At 65.1% G+C, this 21,028-nt stretch carries 25 protein-coding genes; 20 read left to right on the forward strand and 5 right to left on the reverse strand.

What is annotated here, in order from left to right; translation table 11 throughout:
• Nucleotides 1-87: 87 nt before the first annotated feature.
• Complete coding sequence (locus tag PLAV_RS04555; RefSeq protein ID WP_012109772.1) at nucleotides 88-1,887, reverse strand: ABC-F family ATP-binding cassette domain-containing protein; 1,800 nt, start codon at nucleotides 1,885-1,887, stop codon at nucleotides 88-90.
• Between the two features lie 64 nt (nucleotides 1,888-1,951).
• Nucleotides 1,952-4,027, reverse strand: a complete 2,076-nt coding sequence (locus PLAV_RS04560; protein ID WP_012109773.1) for a transglycosylase domain-containing protein — start codon at nucleotides 4,025-4,027, stop codon at nucleotides 1,952-1,954.
• A gap of 205 nt (nucleotides 4,028-4,232) precedes the next feature.
• Between PLAV_RS04560 and PLAV_RS04565 the strand changes: the two genes are divergently transcribed.
• The 3 genes from PLAV_RS04565 (at nucleotide 4,233) to PLAV_RS04575 (ending at nucleotide 6,775) form a co-directional block, all read left to right on the forward strand.
• Nucleotides 4,233-4,694: a YcgN family cysteine cluster protein gene (locus PLAV_RS04565; RefSeq protein ID WP_012109774.1), complete on the forward strand. Its 462-nt coding sequence runs from the start codon at nucleotides 4,233-4,235 to the stop codon at nucleotides 4,692-4,694.
• Nucleotides 4,695-4,757: 63 nt separating this feature from the next.
• Nucleotides 4,758-5,156: a DUF2177 family protein gene (locus PLAV_RS04570; RefSeq protein ID WP_041536344.1), complete on the forward strand. Its 399-nt coding sequence runs from the start codon at nucleotides 4,758-4,760 to the stop codon at nucleotides 5,154-5,156.
• 110 nt (nucleotides 5,157-5,266) lie between these two features.
• Complete coding sequence (locus PLAV_RS04575; RefSeq protein WP_012109776.1) at nucleotides 5,267-6,775, forward strand: inorganic phosphate transporter; 1,509 nt, start codon at nucleotides 5,267-5,269, stop codon at nucleotides 6,773-6,775.
• A gap of 217 nt (nucleotides 6,776-6,992) precedes the next feature.
• Here PLAV_RS04575 and PLAV_RS04580 read toward each other — a convergent pair whose 3' ends face one another.
• The gene (locus PLAV_RS04580) at nucleotides 6,993-7,454 is read right to left on the reverse strand and encodes an NUDIX hydrolase (protein ID WP_012109777.1); all 462 of its coding nucleotides are present in this window, start codon (nucleotides 7,452-7,454) and stop codon (nucleotides 6,993-6,995) included.
• Nucleotides 7,455-7,820: 366 nt separating this feature from the next.
• Here PLAV_RS04580 and PLAV_RS19485 point away from each other — a divergent pair, with 366 nt between their 5' ends.
• The 3 genes from PLAV_RS19485 (at nucleotide 7,821) to PLAV_RS04595 (ending at nucleotide 11,745) form a co-directional block, all read left to right on the forward strand.
• A complete protein-coding gene (locus PLAV_RS19485) occupies nucleotides 7,821-8,405 on the forward strand; it encodes a hypothetical protein (protein ID WP_041535846.1) in 585 nt (194 codons plus the stop codon).
• On the forward strand, nucleotides 8,350-9,600 hold the full coding sequence (locus tag PLAV_RS04590) for a DNA-packaging protein (protein WP_041535847.1): 1,251 nt from the start codon (nucleotides 8,350-8,352) through the stop codon (nucleotides 9,598-9,600). Before PLAV_RS19485 ends, PLAV_RS04590 begins: the two co-directional genes overlap by 56 nt.
• Before the next feature lie 969 nt (nucleotides 9,601-10,569).
• On the forward strand, nucleotides 10,570-11,745 hold the full coding sequence (locus PLAV_RS04595; protein ID WP_012109780.1) for a phage portal protein: 1,176 nt from the start codon (nucleotides 10,570-10,572) through the stop codon (nucleotides 11,743-11,745).
• Here the strand turns inward: PLAV_RS04595 and PLAV_RS04600 are convergent.
• On the reverse strand, nucleotides 11,726-12,022 hold the full coding sequence (locus PLAV_RS04600; protein ID WP_041535848.1) for a hypothetical protein: 297 nt from the start codon (nucleotides 12,020-12,022) through the stop codon (nucleotides 11,726-11,728). The genes PLAV_RS04595 and PLAV_RS04600 overlap by 20 nt on opposite strands.
• Before the next feature lie 45 nt (nucleotides 12,023-12,067).
• On the opposite strand from PLAV_RS04600, the gene PLAV_RS04605 reads away from it, so the two are divergent.
• From PLAV_RS04605 to PLAV_RS04640, 8 genes are all read left to right on the forward strand, one after another.
• The gene (locus tag PLAV_RS04605) at nucleotides 12,068-12,322 is read left to right on the forward strand and encodes a hypothetical protein (protein WP_041535849.1); all 255 of its coding nucleotides are present in this window, start codon (nucleotides 12,068-12,070) and stop codon (nucleotides 12,320-12,322) included.
• Nucleotides 12,323-12,527: 205 nt separating this feature from the next.
• Complete coding sequence (locus PLAV_RS04610; protein WP_049767713.1) at nucleotides 12,528-13,178, forward strand: HK97 family phage prohead protease; 651 nt, start codon at nucleotides 12,528-12,530, stop codon at nucleotides 13,176-13,178.
• A gap of 28 nt (nucleotides 13,179-13,206) precedes the next feature.
• Nucleotides 13,207-14,514, forward strand: a complete 1,308-nt coding sequence (locus tag PLAV_RS04615; RefSeq protein WP_012109783.1) for a phage major capsid protein — start codon at nucleotides 13,207-13,209, stop codon at nucleotides 14,512-14,514.
• Nucleotides 14,515-14,519: 5 nt separating this feature from the next.
• Nucleotides 14,520-14,948, forward strand: coding sequence for a hypothetical protein (locus PLAV_RS04620; RefSeq protein WP_012109784.1), 429 nt, complete (start codon nucleotides 14,520-14,522; stop codon nucleotides 14,946-14,948).
• 58 nt (nucleotides 14,949-15,006) lie between these two features.
• Entirely contained in the window at nucleotides 15,007-15,570 is a 564-nt protein-coding gene (locus tag PLAV_RS04625) for a head-tail connector protein (RefSeq protein WP_012109785.1), read from the forward strand.
• Nucleotides 15,567-15,884: a phage head closure protein gene (locus PLAV_RS04630; RefSeq protein WP_012109786.1), complete on the forward strand. Its 318-nt coding sequence runs from the start codon at nucleotides 15,567-15,569 to the stop codon at nucleotides 15,882-15,884. The genes PLAV_RS04625 and PLAV_RS04630 overlap by 4 nt, the downstream gene beginning before the upstream one ends.
• On the forward strand, nucleotides 15,881-16,282 hold the full coding sequence (locus PLAV_RS04635) for a DUF3168 domain-containing protein (protein ID WP_012109787.1): 402 nt from the start codon (nucleotides 15,881-15,883) through the stop codon (nucleotides 16,280-16,282). The genes PLAV_RS04630 and PLAV_RS04635 overlap by 4 nt, the downstream gene beginning before the upstream one ends.
• Nucleotides 16,283-16,494: 212 nt before the next feature.
• Complete coding sequence (locus PLAV_RS04640) at nucleotides 16,495-16,908, forward strand: phage major tail protein, TP901-1 family (RefSeq protein WP_012109788.1); 414 nt, start codon at nucleotides 16,495-16,497, stop codon at nucleotides 16,906-16,908.
• 7 nt (nucleotides 16,909-16,915) lie between these two features.
• Here PLAV_RS04640 and PLAV_RS04645 read toward each other — a convergent pair whose 3' ends face one another.
• Entirely contained in the window at nucleotides 16,916-17,830 is a 915-nt protein-coding gene (locus tag PLAV_RS04645) for a hypothetical protein (protein WP_012109789.1), read from the reverse strand.
• A 114-nt stretch (nucleotides 17,831-17,944) separates the two neighbouring features.
• On the opposite strand from PLAV_RS04645, the gene PLAV_RS04650 reads away from it, so the two are divergent.
• From PLAV_RS04650 to PLAV_RS04675, 6 genes are read left to right on the forward strand one after another with little or no spacing between them, the layout of a single operon-like run.
• The gene (locus tag PLAV_RS04650; protein WP_012109790.1) at nucleotides 17,945-18,262 is read left to right on the forward strand and encodes a gene transfer agent family protein; all 318 of its coding nucleotides are present in this window, start codon (nucleotides 17,945-17,947) and stop codon (nucleotides 18,260-18,262) included.
• Nucleotides 18,259-18,453, forward strand: coding sequence for a phage tail assembly chaperone (locus tag PLAV_RS04655; RefSeq protein ID WP_012109791.1), 195 nt, complete (start codon nucleotides 18,259-18,261; stop codon nucleotides 18,451-18,453). Before PLAV_RS04650 ends, PLAV_RS04655 begins: the two co-directional genes overlap by 4 nt.
• Before the next feature lie 7 nt (nucleotides 18,454-18,460).
• Nucleotides 18,461-19,078 carry a phage tail tape measure protein gene (locus tag PLAV_RS04660; RefSeq protein ID WP_012109792.1) on the forward strand — a complete coding sequence of 206 codons (618 nt, stop codon included), beginning with the start codon at nucleotides 18,461-18,463 and terminating at the stop codon, nucleotides 19,076-19,078.
• Between the two features lies 1 nt (nucleotide 19,079).
• Entirely contained in the window at nucleotides 19,080-19,712 is a 633-nt protein-coding gene (locus tag PLAV_RS04665) for a DUF2460 domain-containing protein (RefSeq protein WP_012109793.1), read from the forward strand.
• A gap of 4 nt (nucleotides 19,713-19,716) precedes the next feature.
• Nucleotides 19,717-20,583, forward strand: coding sequence for a DUF2163 domain-containing protein (locus PLAV_RS04670; RefSeq protein WP_012109794.1), 867 nt, complete (start codon nucleotides 19,717-19,719; stop codon nucleotides 20,581-20,583).
• A gap of 1 nt (nucleotide 20,584) precedes the next feature.
• Entirely contained in the window at nucleotides 20,585-21,028 is a 444-nt protein-coding gene (locus PLAV_RS04675; RefSeq protein ID WP_012109795.1) for an NlpC/P60 family protein, read from the forward strand.

Consider the following 21,028-nt stretch of genomic DNA (forward strand, 5'->3'; position numbering starts at 1 on the left):
GTACGGCTCCTATCCAACCGTCTCATTCCGTAACAGTCAAAGACATAATGCGGGTGTGGTTAACGGCTGAAATGCAGGATTTCCGGGCTAGCCACCCGACAATTCCTCACGCTTCATCTCGAGTTCCAGCCAGTGCTCTTCCGCGGAGGCAAGCTCCGCCTTCAACGCGTCGTGGCGTGTCATCGTCTTGTGGAAGAGCTCGGGATCGCGCGCATAAAGATCGGGATCGGCGAGCTTTTTCTCGACGTTCTCGATTTCGCGCGCAAGTTCCGGCATCCGCGTCTGAAGCTCCTCCAGCGCGCGCACTTCCTTGTAGGAGAGTTTGGTCGGCGCGCGGGAACGCTCTGCCTTGGGCGCGGAGGAAGACGCGCCGCGCGTCGCGGTCGCAGCAGCTTGCCTGCGCTGCCTCAGATAGTCGGAATAACCGCCGGGATACTCTGAGGCATTCCCCTCGCCGTCGAGCGCGACAACGGAAGTGACGACGCGGTCGAGAAAGTCGCGGTCATGGCTGACCAGAAGGACGGTGCCGTCATAGTCCGCGAGCACCTCCTGCAGGAGGTCGAGCGTGTCCATGTCGAGGTCATTTGTCGGCTCGTCGAGGATCAGGAGGTTCGACGGCTTGGCGAGGGCGCGGGCGAGGAGCAGCCGGCACTGTTCGCCGCCGGACAGCGCCTTCACCGGCTGGCGCGCCTGCGACTCGCGGAACAGAAAATCCTTCAGGTAGGAAACGACATGGCGCGGCTGGCCGCGCACCAGCACCTGGTCGCCGCCGCCTTCGCACAGGGTCTGCCAGAGCGTCGCCTCGGGATCGAGGGAGGAGCGCGACTGATCGACATAGACGGGCGTGAGGTTCGTGCCGAGCCGCACGCTGCCGCTATCGGGCGCGAGCGTACCAGTGAGAATCTTGAGCAAAGTCGTCTTGCCCGCGCCATTGGGGCCGATCAGTCCGACCTTGTCGCCACGCATGATCCGCGTCGAGAAATCGCGAATGGCGACGCGCTCGCTGCCATCCGGCTGCGGCCAGATCTTGGTGACGTTCTTTGCCTCGACGACGAGCGAGCCGGATGCCTGCCCGCTTTCGGCGACGAGATCGATGCGGCCGGTTTGTCCGATCTGGCCGGCGCGCTCGGCACGCAGCGAATGCAGCCGGCGCAGGCGGCCCTGATTGCGCGTGCGCCGGGCGGAGATGCCTTCGCGCGACCACTGCGTTTCCTGCTCGATCAGGCGATCGAGCTTGCGCGCGGTGACCTCTTCCTCGGCGAGGATCTGCTCCGACCAGGCGTCGAACTCGGCGAAGCCCTTGTCGAGGCGGCGGATCGCGCCCCGGTCCAACCACAGGCAGCCGGCCGCGAGCCTGCGCAGAAACGCTCTGTCATGGCTGATGAGAACGAAAGCGCCGCGAAACTGCGACAGCTTTTCTTCCAGCCATTCGATGGAAGGAAGATCGAGATGGTTGGTCGGCTCGTCGAGAAGGAGAATGTCGGGCTCCTCCGCCAGTACGCGGGCAAGCGCCGCCTTGCGGCCCTCGCCGCCGGAGAGCGTCGACGGATCGGCGCTCGGCGAAAGCCTCAATTCGTCAAGCGCGGCGGCGGCCTTGTGCGCCTCGGCCCCGCCCGCCGTCGCATAGTCCATGACGGTTTTGGCGCCGCCGAAATCCGGCATCTGTTCGAGATAGGCAATCCGGGTTCCCGGCTGGCGGAATATCTCGCCCCCATCCGCGTCGACAAGCCCCGCCGCGATACGCAGGAGCGTTGACTTGCCGCTGCCGTTTCGCCCGACGAGGCAGAGGTGGTCGCCCGGCGTGAGCGCGAAGCTCGCGCCCGCAATCAGGACCTGATCGGCGAAGGCGACGCGAATGTCCCGAAGAGCGAGAAGCGGTGCGGCCAATTTTCGAGAACCTGTTGAGATTTACCGCCGCCTGTATGGCGCATCGCGCGTGACGACGCAAATCTCAGCGCTTGCCGCGCTCGATCGTCTGCCCCCCGCGCCGGAACCCGCCGCCCCAACTCTCGTCATTGCGGGCTTCGAGCTTCGGCGCGGCGTTGAAGAGGTCCGAGAGCTCCGTAAAAAAGCCGCTGCGCGCGCGGGTTGCGGCCACCACGGGCGCTTCGCGGTTGCGGGCCGCGCCGGGAAGCGGAGCGGGCGGCTGCCCGGCCTCGGCTGCGGCCATGTAATTGCGCCATGCGACGGCGGCGAAGTTGCCGCCCGAAGCGCCGCCGGTCGGCGTGTTGTCGTCATTGCCGAACCAGACGCCCGCAACCTCGCGGCCCGTGTAGCCCACAAACCAGGCGTCGCGATAATCCTGGCTGGTGCCGGTTTTGCCAGCCGCGAGGCGATCGCCCAGCGCGGCCCCGCGACCTGTGCCCTCCGTCATTACCTGACGCAGCATATAGGTCATGTCATGCGCCTGGGCGCGGGTGATCGCCTGTGCTTCGGCCGGTTCGTGACGGTAAACCACGTCGCCATTCTCGGCTTCGATGCGGCTGATGCCATAGGGCGTCGCGCGGCGGCCCTCGTTGCCGAAGGCTGAATAGGCGGAGGTCAACTCCAGAAGGCTGACTTCGGCACTGCCGAGCACCACGGAGAGATTGCGAGGCAGCGCGCTTTCAATGCCGAGACGGCGGGCGGAGGCCGTGATCCGGTCGATGCCGACTTTGTCGCCGACCTGCACAGAGATCGTGTTGATAGAATTCGAAAGTGCGGTTGCGAGACTGACTGTGCCCCAGTCGCGCGTCGAGGCGTTGCGCGGCGTCCAGCCGCCCATCGAAACAGGTTCGTCCGTAACCGGACTGTCCGGCGTATACCCGGTTTCGAGCGCGGCCAGATAGACGATGGGTTTGAAGGCGGAGCCGGGCTGACGTTTTGCCTGTGCGGCGCGGTTGAACTGGCTTTCGACATAGGAGCGGCCGCCCACCATGGCGAGCACGGCGCCGTCCGGTGCCAGCGCGACGAGCGCGCCTTGCGAAACATGACGTTCCTTGCCCGCCTCGCTCAATGCCTCTTCGACGGCTTTCTCTGCAGCCGCCTGGCGGCGCGGGTCGAGCGTCGTGTGGACGATAAAGCGGCCGGTCGCGTCCGGAAAGAGCGTGCGAACCTGTTCGGCGACCCAATCGACGAAATATTCGCGGCCTTCGCCTTCTCGTCGTGCAAGCACTTCGGCGGGATGCTGGCGGGCACCGGCAACCTCCTCCGCGGTCAGGCTGCCGGAGGAGACGAGCCGGTCAAGAACCTGGTTGGCGCGCGCGCGAGCCTGCGCCAGATCGTTCGTCGGCGCATAGCGTGTCGGCGCCTTGGGCAGCCCGGCCAGCACCGCTGCTTCCGGCAGCGACACATCTCGCACGGATTTGCCGAAGTAGTAGCGCGCGGCGGCGTCCATGCCGTAGTTGCCGGCGCCCATATAGATGCGATTAAGATAGAGAGTGAGAATTTCTTCCTTGCTCAGATTATTCTCGAGCCAAAGCGTGATAAGGGCTTCCTGCGCCTTGCGCCAGATGGTGCGGCTGTTATCGAGATAGAGATTTTTCGCTACCTGTTGCGTGATGGTCGAACCGCCCTCGACAAAGCCGAAGGAGCGCAGGTTTCGCCACATCGCACGCGCGATGCCTCGGGCGTCGAAACCGCCATGTTCGTAGAAGCGGCGATCTTCCGTCGCGAGAACAGCCTTGATGAGATAAGGCGGCATTTCGCCCAGCGGCACGGTAGGCGCGGTGCGGCGGCCGCGGCTTCCGACCTCGTCGCCCTTTGCGTCAAGGACTGTGACCGACAACATGCCGGTCTGCTCTTTCGCGATGGAGCGCTGGAGATCGGGAAGGGTGATGAAGACGAGGGCGATGAACCCGGCCACGAATGCAGTGACCGAAAAGGAGACAATCCCGAGTATGCCAGGACGGGGAAAGCGCCAGGGTTGCGCGGCTGGCCGCGGCTCTTCCTCGGCGAAATCCGGAGGCGGCATGTCGCGCTCAGTCCGCGCGCGGCGGAATTGCTCGCGCATCGGATAGTGCGGATCGATGTCGTCGTCCTCGGACAAGGTTAACCGCCTCGTTGAATCCCAATGCGGACATGCAGGGGGCCGGGATTTTCATGCGAGCGCCATGCCAACCCCTGCCGCGTCAAATCGAGACTGGCCGAGCTTTGTGCGTTGATTAGGGCAGGATCGCGGCAAAGGAGCGGCAAAGACGCCGCCTGCGTGAATGTCCTTTGACAAATGTATCGCCGCGCGCTTCTTTCCCGTCATGACGGATGCTGAAGAACCATTCTGGCGCGCGAAGCGTCTCGAACAGATGACACGGGCGGAGTGGGAAAGCCTCTGCGACGGCTGTGCGAAGTGCTGTCTCGTGAAGCTCGAGGACGAGGATACGGGCGAACTTGAATATACCGACATCGCCTGCCGGCTTCTCGACGCCGAGACCTGCCGCTGCTCCGACTATGCGAACCGCTCCGAGCGGGTGCCCGATTGCGTGACGCTGACGCCAAAGAATCTCGAAGATATCGACTGGATGCCGCCCTCCTGCGCCTATCGGCTGCTGAAGGAAGGAAAGGACCTGCCCTGGTGGCACCCGCTCGTTTCGGGCGAGTATGAGGCAGTCCGCCTGGCAGGCATGTCCGTCCACGGACGGTTTCTCTTCGAGGATGAGGCCGACATGGAAGACTTGGAAGGCCGCATCGTCTCATGGCCCTTGATGCCGCCGGAATAAGAGCTGATCCGGACGGTGCGGGTTTGCGTAATGAAGCAAAACCGCATGCAGGATGAGGCTCCGATGATTTATGCAATCGCCTATGTCGCGACCGCCCTTGTGTTTTTCAGCCTCGACTATTTGTGGCTTGGGACGCTGGCGAAGGATTTCTACGCACGGGAACTCGGTTCGTTGATGAGGGAAAAGCCTGATTTCCTCGCGGCGGGCATCTTCTATCTCTTCTATATCGGCGGCGTGGTGCTCTTCGCCGTGGTGCCTGCGCTGCAGGCGCAGAGCTGGAAGACGGCGCTGGTTTATGGCGGGTTGCTTGGGCTTTTCGCCTATGGAACCTACGACATGACGAACCTGGCGACGCTGAAGGGCTGGCCCGTGAAAATGGTGGTTGTGGACATGGCCTGGGGCACGGCCCTCACCGCCGCCTCGGCGCTGATGGGGTACCTCGCGGTGCGCGCGGCGGTCTGACTGTCATCAAACTGTCAGAAAACCGTCACACAGGGTAGGCGGCAACCGCCCGAAATGATAAAGGCACCTCCGAACCGTCCGCCGCCCATGCGGGCCGATTCGGAGGACCCATGCCGAAGAGCGCGCTCGACAAGGATCTGAAAAAAGTCGGAAGCCTCGAAGAGGCGACCTACGACCTTTCGCGTTCGATCGCCGCACCCGGACTGGCCATCCTTTTCCTCATTGCCGTCTTCCTTTTCATGAGCGGCCTCGCGCCCGTGGGTCCGCTGAGCCTTTTTGTGATCGCGGGCGGCGTGGTCGCGGGCTACATGGCGCTGAACATCGGCGCGAACGATGTCGCCAACAATATGGGACCGGCGGTCGGCAGCCGCGCGCTGCCGCTTGGCGCGGCGCTTGTCATTGCCGCCATATGCGAAGCGGCGGGTGCGATCCTGGCGGGTGGCGACGTCGTCTCGACCATTTCGAAAAGCATCATCGTGCCGCCGAGCGACTTCGATGTGCGCGACTTCGTGATGCTGATGATGGCGTCGTTTCTCGCCGCTGGCATGTGGCTTCACCTTGCGACCTTCCTCAACGCCCCCGTCTCGACCACGCATTCGATCGTCGGCGGTGTGCTCGGCGCCGGCATTGCGGCGGCGGGCTTCGGCGTTGTCTCATGGCCGACCATGAGCGCGATCGCAGCAAGCTGGGTGATCTCGCCGATCATGGGCGGCGTGGTTGCGGCGGCGCTGCTTGGCTTCATAAAATGGCAGGTGCTTTTCAAGCCGGACCGCGTGGCGGCGGCGAAGCGATGGGTGCCGGTGATGATCGGACTGATGGTAGGCGTCTTCGCGATGTACCTCTCGCTGAAGGGCCTGTCGCGCATCTGGAACCCGTCCATCGGCACGGTCTGGCTGCTCGGGGTCGCCTTCTTCATTCTCGGCACGCTCGCGACGCGGCCCTGGGTCCGGCGGCGTGCGGCGGTGCTTGAAAACCGGCGCAAGCATGTGGCGGGCCTCTTCACGCTGCCGCTTATCTTCGCGGCGGCGCTTCTCTCTTTTGCGCATGGCGCCAACGACGTGGCGAATGCCGTGGGACCGCTTGCCGCGATTGTCGCGGCGGCGGAAACGGGGCAGGCCGCATCCGGCGACGTGACGTTGCCGCTCTGGGTATTGATGATCGGCGCGATGGGCATCGCGCTTGGGCTGGCGCTGTTCGGCCCGCGCCTCATCCGCACCGTTGGCACCAAGATCACCAAGATGGACGCACCGCGCGCCTATTGCGTGGCGCTGGCCGCCGCGATCACGGTTCTTCTCGCCTCGGCTTTCGGCCTGCCGGTTTCCTCGACGCATATCGCCATCGGCGGCATTTTCGGCGTTGGCTTCCTTCGCGAGCAGCTCGCCAATCTCGGATTGAAGGCGGACGGACAGAAACGGCCGAAGCCGAGACCGAACGAACCCGCATCGCTGAACAAGACACCGGAAGACGCCATCAAGAAGCAGTTGAAGCGCGAGAGACGGCGCCTCGTCCGCCGCCGCCATGTGCTCGGCATCGCGGCCGCCTGGGTCATCACCGTGCCCGCGGCAGGCGGACTGGCGGCTGGTATCTACGGGATATTGAAACTGGTGGTGAGCTTCTAGGTTTGCTCGGGTTTCCTCTTCCCACCCTCCCCTGGGGGGAGGGTCAAACCGCTGCAAGCGGTTTGGGGCGGGGGCTCGGAAGAAATCTCAAATGAAGCGATAGAGGGTTCACTGGAGTTCGTGCCGCGCCCCCGCCCCGAAATTTGCTTCGCTGCGCTCGCTAATTTCGACCCTCCCCCCAGGGGAGGGTGGGAAGAAGGACGTGGCTTCTTGTCTGCTACACCCGGTCCCTGAGCATCATTGCGAGGTCGGCAAGGTAGGGGTCGTGGAGGAGTTGGCGGGCTTCGCGCAGGCCTGCCCAATGACGGCGGCGCTGTTCCTTCTCGATCCATTCCTCATGCTGGTGCGTGACGAGCAAGGGAAACATGTCGACCTCGATCGGCGTGACGCGAACGCCGCGCCGTTTGATGGTGCGCCACGAGCCGAGCGGTATGTCGGCGACGGTTCCCTCGACGCCTGCTTCTTCCAGTGCTTCCTGCGCGGCGGTCTCATGCGCGGTGAGGCCTTCCATCAATCCGCCTTTTGGAAAGATCCAGCGGCCGGTGCGCCGCGAGGTGACGAGCAGCACCGCGACCTGGCCGTCGACCAGCGAGTAGGGAATGGCCCCCGCCTGCCGCTCGATGGCGGACTGGCGCGCGACGAAGCGGAAGCGGAGCCTGGTGGCAAGACGTTCGAGCATGGAGGTTCCCCGGAGCAGCGGGGCGAAGTCTATCCGACTCGCGAGGGAGAGCCAGACCCAATCGCCCTCTCTCGTTCTTCCACCCTCCCCTTGAGGGAGGGTCAAACCGCTGCAAGCGGTTTGGGGCGGGGTCTCCGAGGTGCTGCGGGTTCAAACGTGAACGTGTTTGCTCGATTTGACGCCGCGACCCCGCCCCGAAAAATTCTTCGCGTTCCGCTCGAATTTTGTCGACCCTCCCTCAAGGGGAGGGTGGGAAGAAAGAGTGGCGGAGAGGGAAAAGAAACGACGTTCAAAGATATCCCCAATTGTCAGCGCGGCGCTCCATACCTACCTTCCATCCATCTCCAGAATTGCGCGGTGAGGAACATGGCAGCGAAAAAGGCGGCCGTGAAAGCGGTGGCGGCCGAAAAGCCGCCGCTTCCGCTTTCCGATGACGACATAGATTGGGAAACGATCCGCGCCGAATATGAAATCGGGACGCGCAAGCTCACCGAGATCGGCGCCGATCACGGCATCAGCTACAACAAGATATTGGGTCGCGCGCGGAGCGAAAGCTGGCCGAAGCGCGGCGAGGTTGCGCAGGAAGTAGCACTTGCCGCCGAACTTCCCGACGACGCCGAAGCGCTGGCGGCGCGGCTGACAAGGCTGATCGCCCGCGAGATCGCGGATATCGAGCGGCAGAGCAAGGTGACGCGCGACGACGCGGAAGGCGAGCGGCAGGCGCGGCGGCTCTCCTCGCTCGTGCGCTCCATCGACAAGCTCCACGAAATCGAACAGGCGGCGAGGCTGGCGAAAAAACATGACCCTGCAACCGACAAGGCAAGACGCCTCGCCGAGGACAAGCGGCTGCGCGCCGAACTTGAACAGCGGCTTGCTCGCCTCTTTGCCGCCGCCGATGCGGACGGAATTCGTGAAAGGGCTGACGCGGAAGGAAGTGCGGCTGCTCTCTGACGATTGGCGCTTCTGGGCGCGGGAAGACCAGCTTGCGCCGGAAGGTGGCTGGACGACCTGGCTGGTGCTGGGCGGACGCGGCGCGGGCAAGACGCGGGCCGGCGCCGAATGGGTGGCGGCGGAAGTGGCGGCGGGCCGGGCGGGCCGCATTGCGCTGATCGGCGAGACGCTGGCCGATGCGCGCGAGGTGATGATCGACGGGCCTTCGGGCCTCCGCACCATTGCGCGGGAGGACGAGAAGCCGCGATACGAGGTGACACGAAAGCGCCTGCTCTGGCCGAACGGCGCGGTGGCTTACGTGTTTTCGGCGGGCGAACCGGAAAGCCTGCGCGGGCCGCAATTCGACGCGGCCTGGGGCGACGAGCTGGCGAAGTGGCGCTATGCGGAAGCGGCCTGGGACATGCTGCAATTCGGGTTGCGCCTCGGCGAGAACCCCCGCCAGGTGATGACGACGACGCCGCGCCCCGTGCCGGTGCTGAAGCGGCTGATCGCGGACAAGACGACCGTGACGACAAGGGCCGCGACGGCGGCGAACCGCGCGAACCTCGCCGATGGATTTTTCCGCGCCGTGATCGCGCGCTATGAGGGCACACGGCTCGGGCGGCAGGAACTCGACGCCGAGCTGATCGACGACAACCCGGACGCGCTGTGGAAACGCGAAGCGATCGAGCGCGGCCGCGTGGAACGGGCGGTGGAGTTCGTGCGCGTGGTGGTGGGCGTCGACCCGCCGGCGACGAGCGGTGCGAAGTCGGACGAATGCGGCATCGTCTGCGCCGCGCTGGGCGCGGACGGGCATGGCTATGTGCTGGACGACCGCTCGATGGGCGGCCTCTCGCCGCTCGCCTGGGCGAAGCGCGTCGCCGGATGTTACCGCGCGCATGAGGCGGACAGGATCGTCGCGGAATCGAACCAGGGCGGCGAGATGGTCGGATCTGTGATGCGGCAGGAAATGCCGGATGCGCCGATCCGACTGGTGCGGGCGACGCGCGGGAAGGCGGTGCGCGCCGAACCCATCGCGGCTTTATATGAGCGCGGGCTGGTGCATCATGTGGGTGCCTTCGCGAAACTCGAGGATCAATTGTGCGACTGGGTGCCGGGCGGGAAGAGCCCGGACCGGCTGGATGCGTTGGTGTGGGCGTTGACGGAGCTGATGCTGCGGGGCGAGGCGGGGGTGCCGAGGATGCGGAGGTTGTAGGGGGTGGTTGGCGGCTTCTTCTTTCCACCCTCCCCAAGGGGGGGTGGGAAGATGTGCTTGTCGGACAACATTCAAGCCAACCTAAAATTGTCATCCCGGCGGAAGCCGGGATCCATCTGACTCTCGTATTTGTGTTGTCCGCCCATGGGCCCCGGTGTTCCCGGCTTTCGCCGGGACAGGCGCCGGGGTGACACTGAGATTTTATTTTCGTCCGGTGGCAAAAGCGCCGATTCCTTCCACCCTCCCCTTGGGGGAGGGTCAAACCGCTGCAGGCGGTTTGGGGCGGGGTCGCCGAGGTCCTGCGGGTGCGGGCGCGAGCGTGTTCGTTGTATTTGGCGCCGCGACCCCGCCCCGAAATTTGCTTCGCTTCGCTCTCAAATTTCGACCCTCCCCCAAGGGGAGGGTGGGAGATTCAATAGGTCAGCGAGGCATAAAACAAAACTGTCATCCCGGCGGAAGCCGGGATCCATCTGACTCTCGTATTTGTGTTGTCCGCCCATGGGCCCCGGTGTTCCCGGCTTTCGCCGGGACAGGCGCCGGGGTGACACTGAGATTTTATTTTCGTCCGGTGGCAAAAGCGCCGATTCCTTCCACCCTCCCCTTGGGGGAGGGTCAAACCGCTGCAGGCGGTTTGGGGCGGGGTCGCCGAGGTCCTGCGGGTGCGGGCGCGAGCGTGTTCGTTGTATTTGGCGCCGCGACCCCGCCCCGAAATTTGCTTCGCTTCGCTCTCAAATTTCGACCCTCCCCCAAGGGGAGGGTGGGAGATTCAATAGGTCAGCGAGGCATAAAACAAAACTGTCATCCCGGCGGGAGCCGGGATCCATCTGACTCCCGTATTTGTGTTGTCCGCCCATGGGCCCCGGCTTTCGCCGGGGTGACACTGAGTTTTTTGTTCTCGTCCGGTGGCTAAAAAGAACCGGGATGACACCGAGTTTTTATTTTCAGTTGATGGTCAAAAAGGGAAGACAGATGCCCAATCCGTTGACGTCGCTGGCGCGGCTGGTGCGGCCGCGTGAGGCGAAGCACTCGCGCGTGGCGCCGGTGATTGCGTTGCATATGCAGGGGAGGGCCGTGTGGACGCCGCGGGATTATGCGCCGCTGGCGGAGGAGGGCTATCAGCGGAACGCAATTGCCTATCGCTGCGTGCGGATGATTGCCGAGGCGGCGGCGAGTGTGCCCTGGCTGCTTTATGACGGGGCGCGGGAGCTGAGCGAGCATCCGCTGCTGCGGCTGATCGAAAGCCCGAACAGGGGGCAGGCGGGGGCGGAGCTTTTCGAGACCTGGTACAGCTACCTGCAGGTGGCGGGGAATGCCTATCTCGAACTTGTGGAGGTGGACGGGGCCCCGCGCGAGCTTTATGCGCTGAGGCCAGACCGCATGAAGGCGGTGCCGGGGCGGGCGGGCTGGCCGGAGGCTTACGAATATTCCGTGAACGGACGGAGCGTGACTATTCCCTGCGGCGAGCGGAGCCCGGTGCTGCATATGCGGCTCTTCCACCCTTCCGACGATCATTATGGCTTGAGCCCGCTGGAAGCGGCGGCCTATGCCATCGACATTCACAATGCGGCCGGCGCCTGGAACAAGGCGCTGCTCGACAATGCGGCGCGGCCTTCCGGCGCGCTGGTCTACAAGGGCGGCGAGGCGGGCGCGAACCTCACCGAAGATCAGTTCGAGCGGCTGAAGCGGGAGCTGGCGGAAAATTATCAGGGCGCGGCCAATGCCGGGCGGCCGCTGCTGCTGGAAGGCGGACTCGACTGGCAGAGCATGGGGCTTTCGCCGAAGGATATGGACTTCATCGAGGCGAAGCGGACGGCGGCGCGGGAAATCGCGCTCGCTTTCGGCGTGCCGCCGATGCTGCTCGGCATTCCGGGCGACAATACCTATTCCAATTACCGCGAGGCGAACCGGGCCTTCTGGCGCGGCACCGTGCTGCCGCTGGTCGGCCGCTCGGCACGCGCGCTGACGCATTGGCTGGCACCCCGCTATGAGGGGAAGCTCAGGCTCTGGTATGACGCCGACCAGGTGGAGGCGCTGGCCGCCGACCGCGACGCGCTGTGGGCGCGGGTGGGCGCGGCCGATTTCCTCAGCGACGAGGAAAAGCGCGAGGCAGTGGGCTATGGCAAGGTCAAAGCGTCTTCGACTTGAGGATGTTTCGCACCGTGGCGACGAGGCCGACCATGCCGAAGATCATGAAGACGAAGCTCGGGCCCTGTCCACGCATCTGGTAGGAGAGGAAAAGCAGCATGAGCGCGATGACGAGACTGAAGGCGCTGTGCGGCGAGAATTTATAGCCCTTGATCGCGACGAGGGAGGGGACGGTGCCGCCTTTCGCGCGGGTTCTGTCTTCGGTCCAGATGAGCAGGATGGGCCCGCAGGCCAGCACCATGCCCATGATGAGGATCATCCATTCGTCGCTCGTCATCTTGTCTCGTCTTTCGCGGTGGAGAAGGGATCGGGTGAGGTGGAAATGACAGCATACACAAAAGATGGCGAACGCGCCTGGCATCTCGACCGCCGGGTGCCCATCGCCGTGATCGTGACGCTGCTGCTGCAATCGGCGGCGGCGCTGGTCTGGGCCGGCTCGGCGAACGAGCGGCTCTCGACGCTGGAGGTCCGGGCGGTGCGGATCGACGAGATGGTCGAGCGGACGGCGCGGCTGGAAGAGCGGGCGAAGGCGGCGAGTGCGGCGCTGGAGCGGATCGAGGCGCGGCTGGCGAGATAGTTCTTCCGCCCAAAATAACATGTCACCCCCGGGCTCGACCCGGGGGTCCAGGGCGGCAAATGCTGAGCGAGCGGCCCTGGATTGCCGGGTCAAGCCCGGCAATGACGAATGTATTTGATGTGAAGGCGTCCCATGCGGGCGCCTTTTTTGTTGGGCCTTGCGCCACGTCGCAACCATCCTTGAACGGAGGAAGATTTTGAGTGGAATGAGAGGCGGCGAGCGCAAGGCGGCGCGGTTTCTGGCGAAGGCGGTGAAGCCGGATGGGACGTTCGAGGGCTATGCGTCGCTGTTCGGGGCGGAGGATCTCGGCCGCGATGTGGTGATGCCGGGCGCCTTCCGCAAATCGCTTCTGAAGCGCGGGCCGAAGGGCGTGAAGCTGCTCTATCAGCACGAGCCCAATGAAGTGATCGGCATCTGGACCGGGATCGCGGAGGATGCCGAAGGGCTCTTCGTGCGCGGGCAATTGCTGCAGGACGTCTCCCGCGCCCGCGAGGTGCTGGCGCTGATGCGCGCCGGCGCCGTCGACGGATTGTCGATCGGCTATCACGTGGTGAAGGCGGAGAGCGACCGCGCGAGCGGCACGCGGCGGCTGATCGAGGTCGATCTCTGGGAAATTTCCGTCGTGACCTTTCCGATGCTGCCGCAGGCGCGGGTGCGCGCGGTGAAGGGGGCGCGGCCGACGACACGCGAATTCGAACGCTGGCTCATGCGGGACGCTGGGCTGAGCCGGAGGGAGGCCCGGACGGTGATCCACAAGGGCTTCAAGGCGCTGACCTCCCCGCGGGACGCGGGCGGGCCCGGCGATGCGGCGCTGGCACGGGCGCTTCGCCTGGCGGCGCGGCTTTTCAACAACTGACCATCATCACAGCTAACGGAGTGGACCCATGTCCCATTGGAATGACGGCGTGCCGCGCATCGGCGCGTCGCTGAAGAAGGAACCGCGCGCGCCCGAGACGAAAAGCGCCGAGACGCGGAGCGCGAGCGCGCATGAAGTGCGGGAAGCGATGGACGAATTTCTCTCGTCCTTCGAGGATTTCAAATCGGCGAATGATGAGCGGCTCGGCGAGCTCGAGCGCAAGCTCACCGCCGACGTGCTGACGGAAGAGAAGGTCGACCGCATCAACCGCGCGCTCGACACGCAGAAGAAGAAGATGGACGAGCTGACGCTCGCCGCCGCCCGCCCCGAGATCGGCGGCACCCGCGCGGGCGAGACCTATGCGGGGCGCGAACACAAGCGCGCCTTCGACCGCTATGTCCGCAAGGGCGAGGCGCATGAATTGCGCGGGCTGGAAGCGAAGGCGCTTTCGGTCGGCTCCGATCCCGATGGCGGCTACCTGGTGCCGGTGGAGACCGAGAAGCTGATCGACCGCATCATCTCCGAAGTCTCGCCGATCCGCGCCATTGCGGGCATCCGGCAGATCGGTTCGGCAAGCTACAAGAAGCCCTTCGCCGCCGGCGGCATGCAGACCGGCTGGGTCGGCGAAACGGAAGCGCGGCCGCAGACGGCAACGCCGTCGCTCGCCGAAATCGAGTTTCCGGCGATGGAGCTCTATGCGATGCCGGCGGCGACGCCGACGCTGCTCGACGACGCGGCGGTGAACATCGACCAGTGGCTGGCGGAAGAAGTGCAGACGGCCTTCGCCGAACAGGAAGGCGCCGCCTTCGTCATCGGCGACGGCGTGAAGAAACCGCGCGGCTTCCTCGACTACGACATGGTGGCGGAGAATGCCTGGGAATGGGGCAAGCTCGGCTTCATCGCGACGGGGAACGCGGGCGGCTTTCCGACCTCGAACCCGGCCGACAAGCTGATCGACCTCGTCTATGCGGTGAAGGCGGGCTACCGCGCCAATGGCCGCTTCGTCATGAACCGCTCGACGCAATCCTCGATCCGCAAGTTCAAGGATACGGACGGCAACTATCTCTGGCAGCCGGCCGTCGCCGCCGGTCAGCCGCCGACGCTCCTCAACTACGCGGTGACGGAAGCGGAGGACATGCCTTCGATGGAAGCGGGCGCTCCGGCGGTTGCCTTCGGCGATTTCCGGCGCGGCTACCTGATCGTCGACCGGCTCGGCGTGCGGGTGCTGCGCGATCCCTACAGCGCCAAGCCCTATGTGCTCTTCTACACGACGAAGCGCGTGGGCGGCGGCGTGCAGAACTTCGAGGCGATCAAACTCCTCAAGTTCCAGGCCTGATCCCGATGCGCGACATTCATCATGGACTGAAGGTGGTGCAGACGCTCGACCCCGCGCAGACCACCGCCACGCGCTACGGCGCGCCGGTGGACCGCAAGGGCTTCGAGGCGGTGGAGCACATCGTCTGCATCGGCACGGCGGGCGACGAACTGTCGGAGGAGGCCGCGATCGCCTGCGCGATCGAGGCTTCCGAGGACGGCTCCAACTGGGCGGCGGTGACGGAGCCGCGCGAGGTGCTGGGCGGGCCGGTGGACGAAGACGGTGTCTTCGCCACCATCGCCGACATCGCGGACGACCAGCGCGACTACCGCATCGGCTATGCCGGCCCCGCCCGCTACACGCGGGTGGCCGTCATCCTGACGGGCGAGCACGAGGAAGGCACGCCCGTCGCGGCGCTGGCGCTGCTCGGGAACGCGCATCTGAAGCCGGTGTGACGCAATTCTTCCCACCCTCAAGGTTGGGGGTGGGAAGATCTCATTCACAGGACAATCCATGACACTCATGCTCATCACGGGGCCGGCGGAAGAGCCGGTGACGCTGGCCGAGGCGCGGGCGCATCTGCGTATCGACGGCACGGAGGAAGACGCGCTGCTCGGCGCGCTCGTCACCGCGGCGCGGACCGCACTGGAAGCGGAAACGCGCCGTGCCTTTGTCACGCAATCCTGGCGGCTCTTGCTCGACGACTGGCCGGCGAAACCGATCCGGCTGCCGCTCGCGCCTGTGCAGGCCGTGACCGCGGTGACGGTGGCGACGATGAGCGGTGCGATGGTGCCGCTCGACCCGGCCTTCTACGAGGTGGACGCGAAAGGCGAACCGCCGCGCATCGCCGCGAAACGCGGACAGGCCTGGCCGATGCCGGCAACGCGGCTGGCAGGCATCGCGGTGGACTTCACGGCGGGCTATGGCGCGTCTTCCGCCGTGCCCGCGCCGCTGAAACAGGCGGTGCTGCTGCTCGCGGCGCATTGGTTCGAGAACCGCGAGCCGGTGGGCAACGGTGCGCAATTGCCGCTGACGGTTTCGGCGCTCGTCGCGCGATACCGGAGGCTGCATCTGTGATCGGCGCCCTCCGCGAACGCGTGACCCTGCAATCTCCCATCCGCACAGCCGACGGCGCGGGCGGCGCGGCGGTGACGTGGGATGACGGCGTCAGCATCTGGGCGAAGGTCGAGATGCGCGGCGGCGGCGAGACGCCAGCGGGCGAACGGCTGGAAGCACGCGCGCTGGTACGCATGACGATCCGCTATCGCTCCGGCATCACGGCTGAAATGCGTGCCTTGTGGCAGGGCCGCGCCTTCAACATCCGAAACCTGCGGGACGCGGACGGGCGGCGGCGCTTTCTCGTGCTCGATTGCGAGGAGGAACGGCCATGAATGCGGACCTGGCGCTGCAGAAGGCGATATATGCGCGGCTCATGGGCGACGAGGCCCTGACGGCGCTTGCCGGCGGACGCATCCACGACAATGTGCCGGGCGATACGGCGCTGCCCTATATCGCGCTTGGTGACAACGACATGCGCGACTGGCCGGGCGGCGCGGAACACCGGCTGGCGCTGCATGTTTTTTCACGAGGCGGCGGACGGGCGGAGGCGAAGGCGATCATGGGTGCGGCGAATGCGGCGCTGCACGACGCCGCGCTGACGCTCGAGGGACATGCCCTCATCAACCTGCGCTTTCTCGATGCAACGACGCGGCGCGAGCGCGACGGCGTAACATGGCGCGGCACGATCCGCTTTCGCGCGGTGACGGAAGAGATTTTCGATACGCCGTAAATAGCCAAATACAAAAGTGTCATCCCGGCGAAAGCCGGGAACCACTCGCAAATCAGATTGTTCAGCCGTCGAATGGTTTTGGCGTTCACGGCCATTGAGCCCCGTGCTCCTCGACATCTGCTGAGGGAACCAATGGGTCCCGGCTTTCGCCGGGATGACACTGAGTTTTTGATCTCGTCAACACTCACGACCGACAGTCAGGAAAAAGAATCATGACGGCCCAGAAAGGCAAGGACCTTCTCATCAAGCTCGACGCGAGCGGCGAGGGGAGCTTCACCACTATGGCGGGATTGCGGACGCGGGCGCTCGCCTTCAATGCGCGGGCTGTCGATGTGACCCATGCGGAATCCGCCGGGCGCTGGCGCGAGCTGCTGGAAGGCGCGGGCGTGCGCTCGGCGGGGATCACGGGACGCGGCATCTTCAAGGATGCGGCGTCCGACGCAGCCGTGCGGCAGATTTTTTTCGACGGCGCGATCCGCAATTGGCAGGTCGTGATCCCCGATTTCGGCACGGTGCAGGGTCCGTTCCAGATCACGGCGCTGGAATTCTCCGGCGAGCATGACGGCGAAGTGAGTTTCGACCTGGCGCTGGAAAGCGCGGGCGAGATCAGTTTCGCGGCGTCGTGAGGCGGGCTCAGTCCCGTTCGCACCAGAGCTTTGGTTTTGGGGCCGAGCGCTTCAACTGGCCTTTCTTGTTCGGGAAGGAAGATGCTTCGTTGTAGGAGAAGCCACCGAAACGGTCATTGATATTGAATATCGCGTGCGCCCGGTTCGTCATGACCTCGCCGGTGGACTCATTTTCTATCCAGACAGAAATCGTCCGTGTTCCTATTACCTTTTTAGGACGGTCGTAATTCAGCGCATAGACCTCGCCTGGCTTTGCGTCCAGTAGCAAGGGAACAAGAACCCAACCGTACACAGGGCCGCCTCCGCCGCTGGCCCCTAGATAGAAGTTCATATAAAAGGCCAGGGCGCGGGGCCCCGATGGAACTCTTATTGACCGAACCTTAGAGCCAGGAGATTTCCCATCAATGGAGGCGATCTCGACCCGTCCTTCCTCCGTGAGGCCTTCGAGGAAAATATCGACGATCTTTGGCTGTGCCTTGACGACGGCTGTTTCGCTGCCGGCCAATGGTTCGGTGTAGGTGTTTGCGGGATCGTATGGATCCACAGGTTTGGCGAAAACCTTTTTGCCTGTTGTCGCGCTTTCTACGTACACGTTGTCGTTCTGGTCCCATTTGACGACGAAGGCATCGCCTGCTTCGGCGTCCACCCGCAACGGGAACAAGTCATCGCGATGAGCAACCACAATCGAATGGGCCCCGGGTGCAAGATCGTGGCGATCACAGGTTTCGAGCTCTCCGCCAAGGAATCTGCCGTCTATAAACATGACGCGAGACCATCTGTTACTCATTAGTCCGCTCACGATATCGCCGCGGATGGTGGCGACCGACGGGTCCTGCGGCGGCGGCGCGGGCTCGCGCTGATTGGCCGATGCCGGCGAGATGCCGAGCAGAAACAGGATCGCAATTGCGCGAATGAGATTCACAGTGCCCCCGATTTTCTTGGCGCTGCTCCTCAGCGCCGTTGCCCCGCTTCAACAATAGCTGCCTTGCGCCGCGAAAATCCAGCGGCATATCGCGGATGAAATCGAGGGATCGACATGGCCAACCGTCACAGAGGCGAAATCGAGGCGGTGCTCGACGGCGAGCGGATGACGCTGGTGCTGACGCTGGGTGCGCTGGCGGAACTGGAGCAGGCTTTCGGCGGCGAGGACATGCTGGCGCTGGCAAGCCGCTTCGAGACCGGGCGCATATCCGCGAGCGATGCCATTCGCATCATCGGCGCGGGACTGCGCGGCGCGGGCTATGAGCGCAGCGATGCGGATGTCGCGCGCATGACGGCGGAGAACGGTGCGGGCGGTTTCATCGCCATTGTGGCGGACCTGCTGTCGGCGACCTTTGGCGGAAGCGCGGCGTGAGCGAGGCGCGCTTTCCCTGGGAAGAGGCGATGACGCTGGGCCTCGGCACGTTGCGGCTTGCACCGGACATCTTCTGGCGGATGACGCTGCCGGAGCTGGCGGCGGCGGCGCGGGCTGCGAGGCCGGACCGGACGGACGGCACGATGAAGCGCGGCGAGCTTGGCGCATTGATGACGAGATTTCCCGATTGAGGATCCCATGACCGAAGACAACGATCCCGAAGCCCTCACTCTCGCGATGGAGGCGGCGGCGGAGGCGACGCGCGCTTTCGGACTGGAGACGCAGCGGACGATGAAAGCCGTGACCGAGGATTTCCGGCGCGCGGGCGCGGGCGGGCGCGACTTCGGCAGCGCGGTGGCCGGCGCCTTTGACGGCATTGCGCTGAAGGGGCGGTCGCTTTCGGATGTGTTGCGGAAGCTGGCGCTCGATCTGTCGCGCATGGCGCTTGAAAGTGCGGGCAATGCGATGGGGAGCGCGATTTCCGGCGCGATGGGGAGCCTGTTCGCCAGCGCGAAGGGCAATGCTTTCTCCGACGGGCGCGTGATGCCCTTCGCCAAGGGTGGCGTGGTGTCGAGCCCGATGCTCTTTCCGCTGCGCGGCGGCACGGGGCTGGCGGGCGAAGCGGGCGCGGAAGCGATATTGCCGTTGCGGCGCGGCGCGGACGGGCGGCTCGGCGTGGCGGCGGAAGGCGGCGGGGGACCGATGCAGATCACCTTCAATGTGACGGCGGCGGACGCCGAGAGCTTCCGCCGTTCGGAATCCCAGATTGCCGCGATGCTCGCGCGCGTGGCGGGACGTGGCGCAAGGAATCTTTAAAATGGCTTTTCATGAAATTCGGTTTCCGCTGGAAATCGCGCTGGGTGCGTCGGGCGGACCGGAGCGGCGGACGGAGATCGTCACGCTCGGCTCCGGGCATGAGGAACGCAACTCTCCCTGGGCGGCGTCAAGGCGGCGCTACAATGCGGGATACGGCATTCGCGCTCTGGACGACATTCATGCGCTGATCGCTTTTTTCGAGGCGCGGCACGGACGGCTGCACGGCTTTCGCTGGCGCGACCGGGCAGACTGCAAAAGCGGTTCGCCGGGCGCGGGCGTGAGCGCGGCGGACCAGACGCTCGGCATGGGCGATGGCGAACGAACGGCGTTTCAGCTTGTGAAGACCTATGCCTCGGGCGAGGCGAGCTATACGCGCGTTATCGCGAAGCCTGTTGCCGGAAGCCTGCGCATTGCCGCCGGCGGCGCGGCGATGGAAGAGGGTGTGGATTTCGGCGTCGATCTTTCGACGGGCATCGTGAGTTTCGCCGTTGCGCCGGGCGCGGGCGAGAGCGTGACGGCGGGCTTCGAGTTCGATGTGCCTGTGCGCTTCGACACGGATTTCCTCGACATCAATCTCGCCGCCTTCGAGGCGGGAAGCGTCCCCAATATTCCGGTCGTCGAGATCAGGGTCTAGGCACATGAAAACCATTTCTCCGGCCCTCGCGGAACACCTGGCGAGCGGCGCGACGACGCTTGCCTGGTGCTGGAAGCTGGCGCGCGGCGACGGCACGGTGCTCGGCTTTACCGATCATGACCGCGATCTCGCCTTCGGCGGCGTCACCTATGAAGCGGCGGGCGGCTTCACGGCGACGGCGCTGGAAAGCTCGGGCGGGCTCAATGTCGACAATCTCGACGTGGCGGGCGCGCTGAGCTCCGCCAGGATCGACGAGGGCGACATCGCGGCCGGCGCCTATGACGATGCCGGGATCGAGATATGGCGCGTGAACTGGCAGGACACCGGCCAGCGCGTGCTGATGCGGAAGGGCAATCTCGGCGAGGTGACGCGGAGCGGCGCGGGATTCTCCGCCGAACTGCGCGGGCTTGCGCATCGGCTGAACCAGCCAACGGGGCGGCTTTTTCAATATGGCTGCGATGCGGATTTCGGCGATGCGCGCTGCGGCCTCGACATCGCCGCATGGGAGCGCGCGGGCATCGTGACAAGCGCGAGCGGCAGCCGGGAGATCGCGGCAAGCGGACTGGAAGATGCCGAGGACGGATTTTTCACGCGCGGCCGTCTCTGCTTCACCAGCGGCGCGAATGAAGGCGCCTCGATGGAAGTGAAGGCGCATCGCGCGGGAGGCCGCATCGAACTCTGGCGGGCGATGGCGCGCGGCATAGCGGATGGCGACACCTTCACCGTGACGGCGGGCTGCGACAAGCAGTTTGGCACATGCCACGCGAAATTCGCGAACAGCAAAAACTTTCGCGGCTTTCCGCATATGCCCGGCAACGACTTCGTGCTGGCGGGGGCGAGCGGCAGGACAGACGGCGGAAAGCGCGGCTGAGATGACGACACGAGAAGAAATTGTCGCGGCGGCGCGCGGCTGGATCGGCACGCCCTACCGCCACCAGGCGAGCGTGAAAGGTGCGGGCACCGATTGTCTGGGGCTGGTACGCGGCGTCTGGCGGGAAATATTCGGCACGGAGCCGGAAGCGCCGCCGGCCTATACGCCGGACTGGGCCGAGACGCCCGGCGGCGCCGGAGGCGAGACGATGGCCGAGGCGGCGGGAAGGCACATGACTGCGATTGCATGCGGCGATGTGGAAGCGGGCGACATCATGCTGTTCCGCATGCGCGCGCACGGACCGGCGAAACATGTGGCGATCCTGAGCGGCGGCAACCGCATGATCCACGCATGGTCAGGACGCGCCGTCGTCGAAACCACGCTCGGCCGCTGGTGGCGCGCAAGGGCGGCTTATGCATACCGTTTTCCCGGCCTGGAGGGCTGA

The organism is Parvibaculum lavamentivorans DS-1, from assembly GCF_000017565.1.
In the GTDB taxonomy this organism is placed as follows: Bacteria; Pseudomonadota; Alphaproteobacteria; order Parvibaculales; family Parvibaculaceae; genus Parvibaculum; species Parvibaculum lavamentivorans.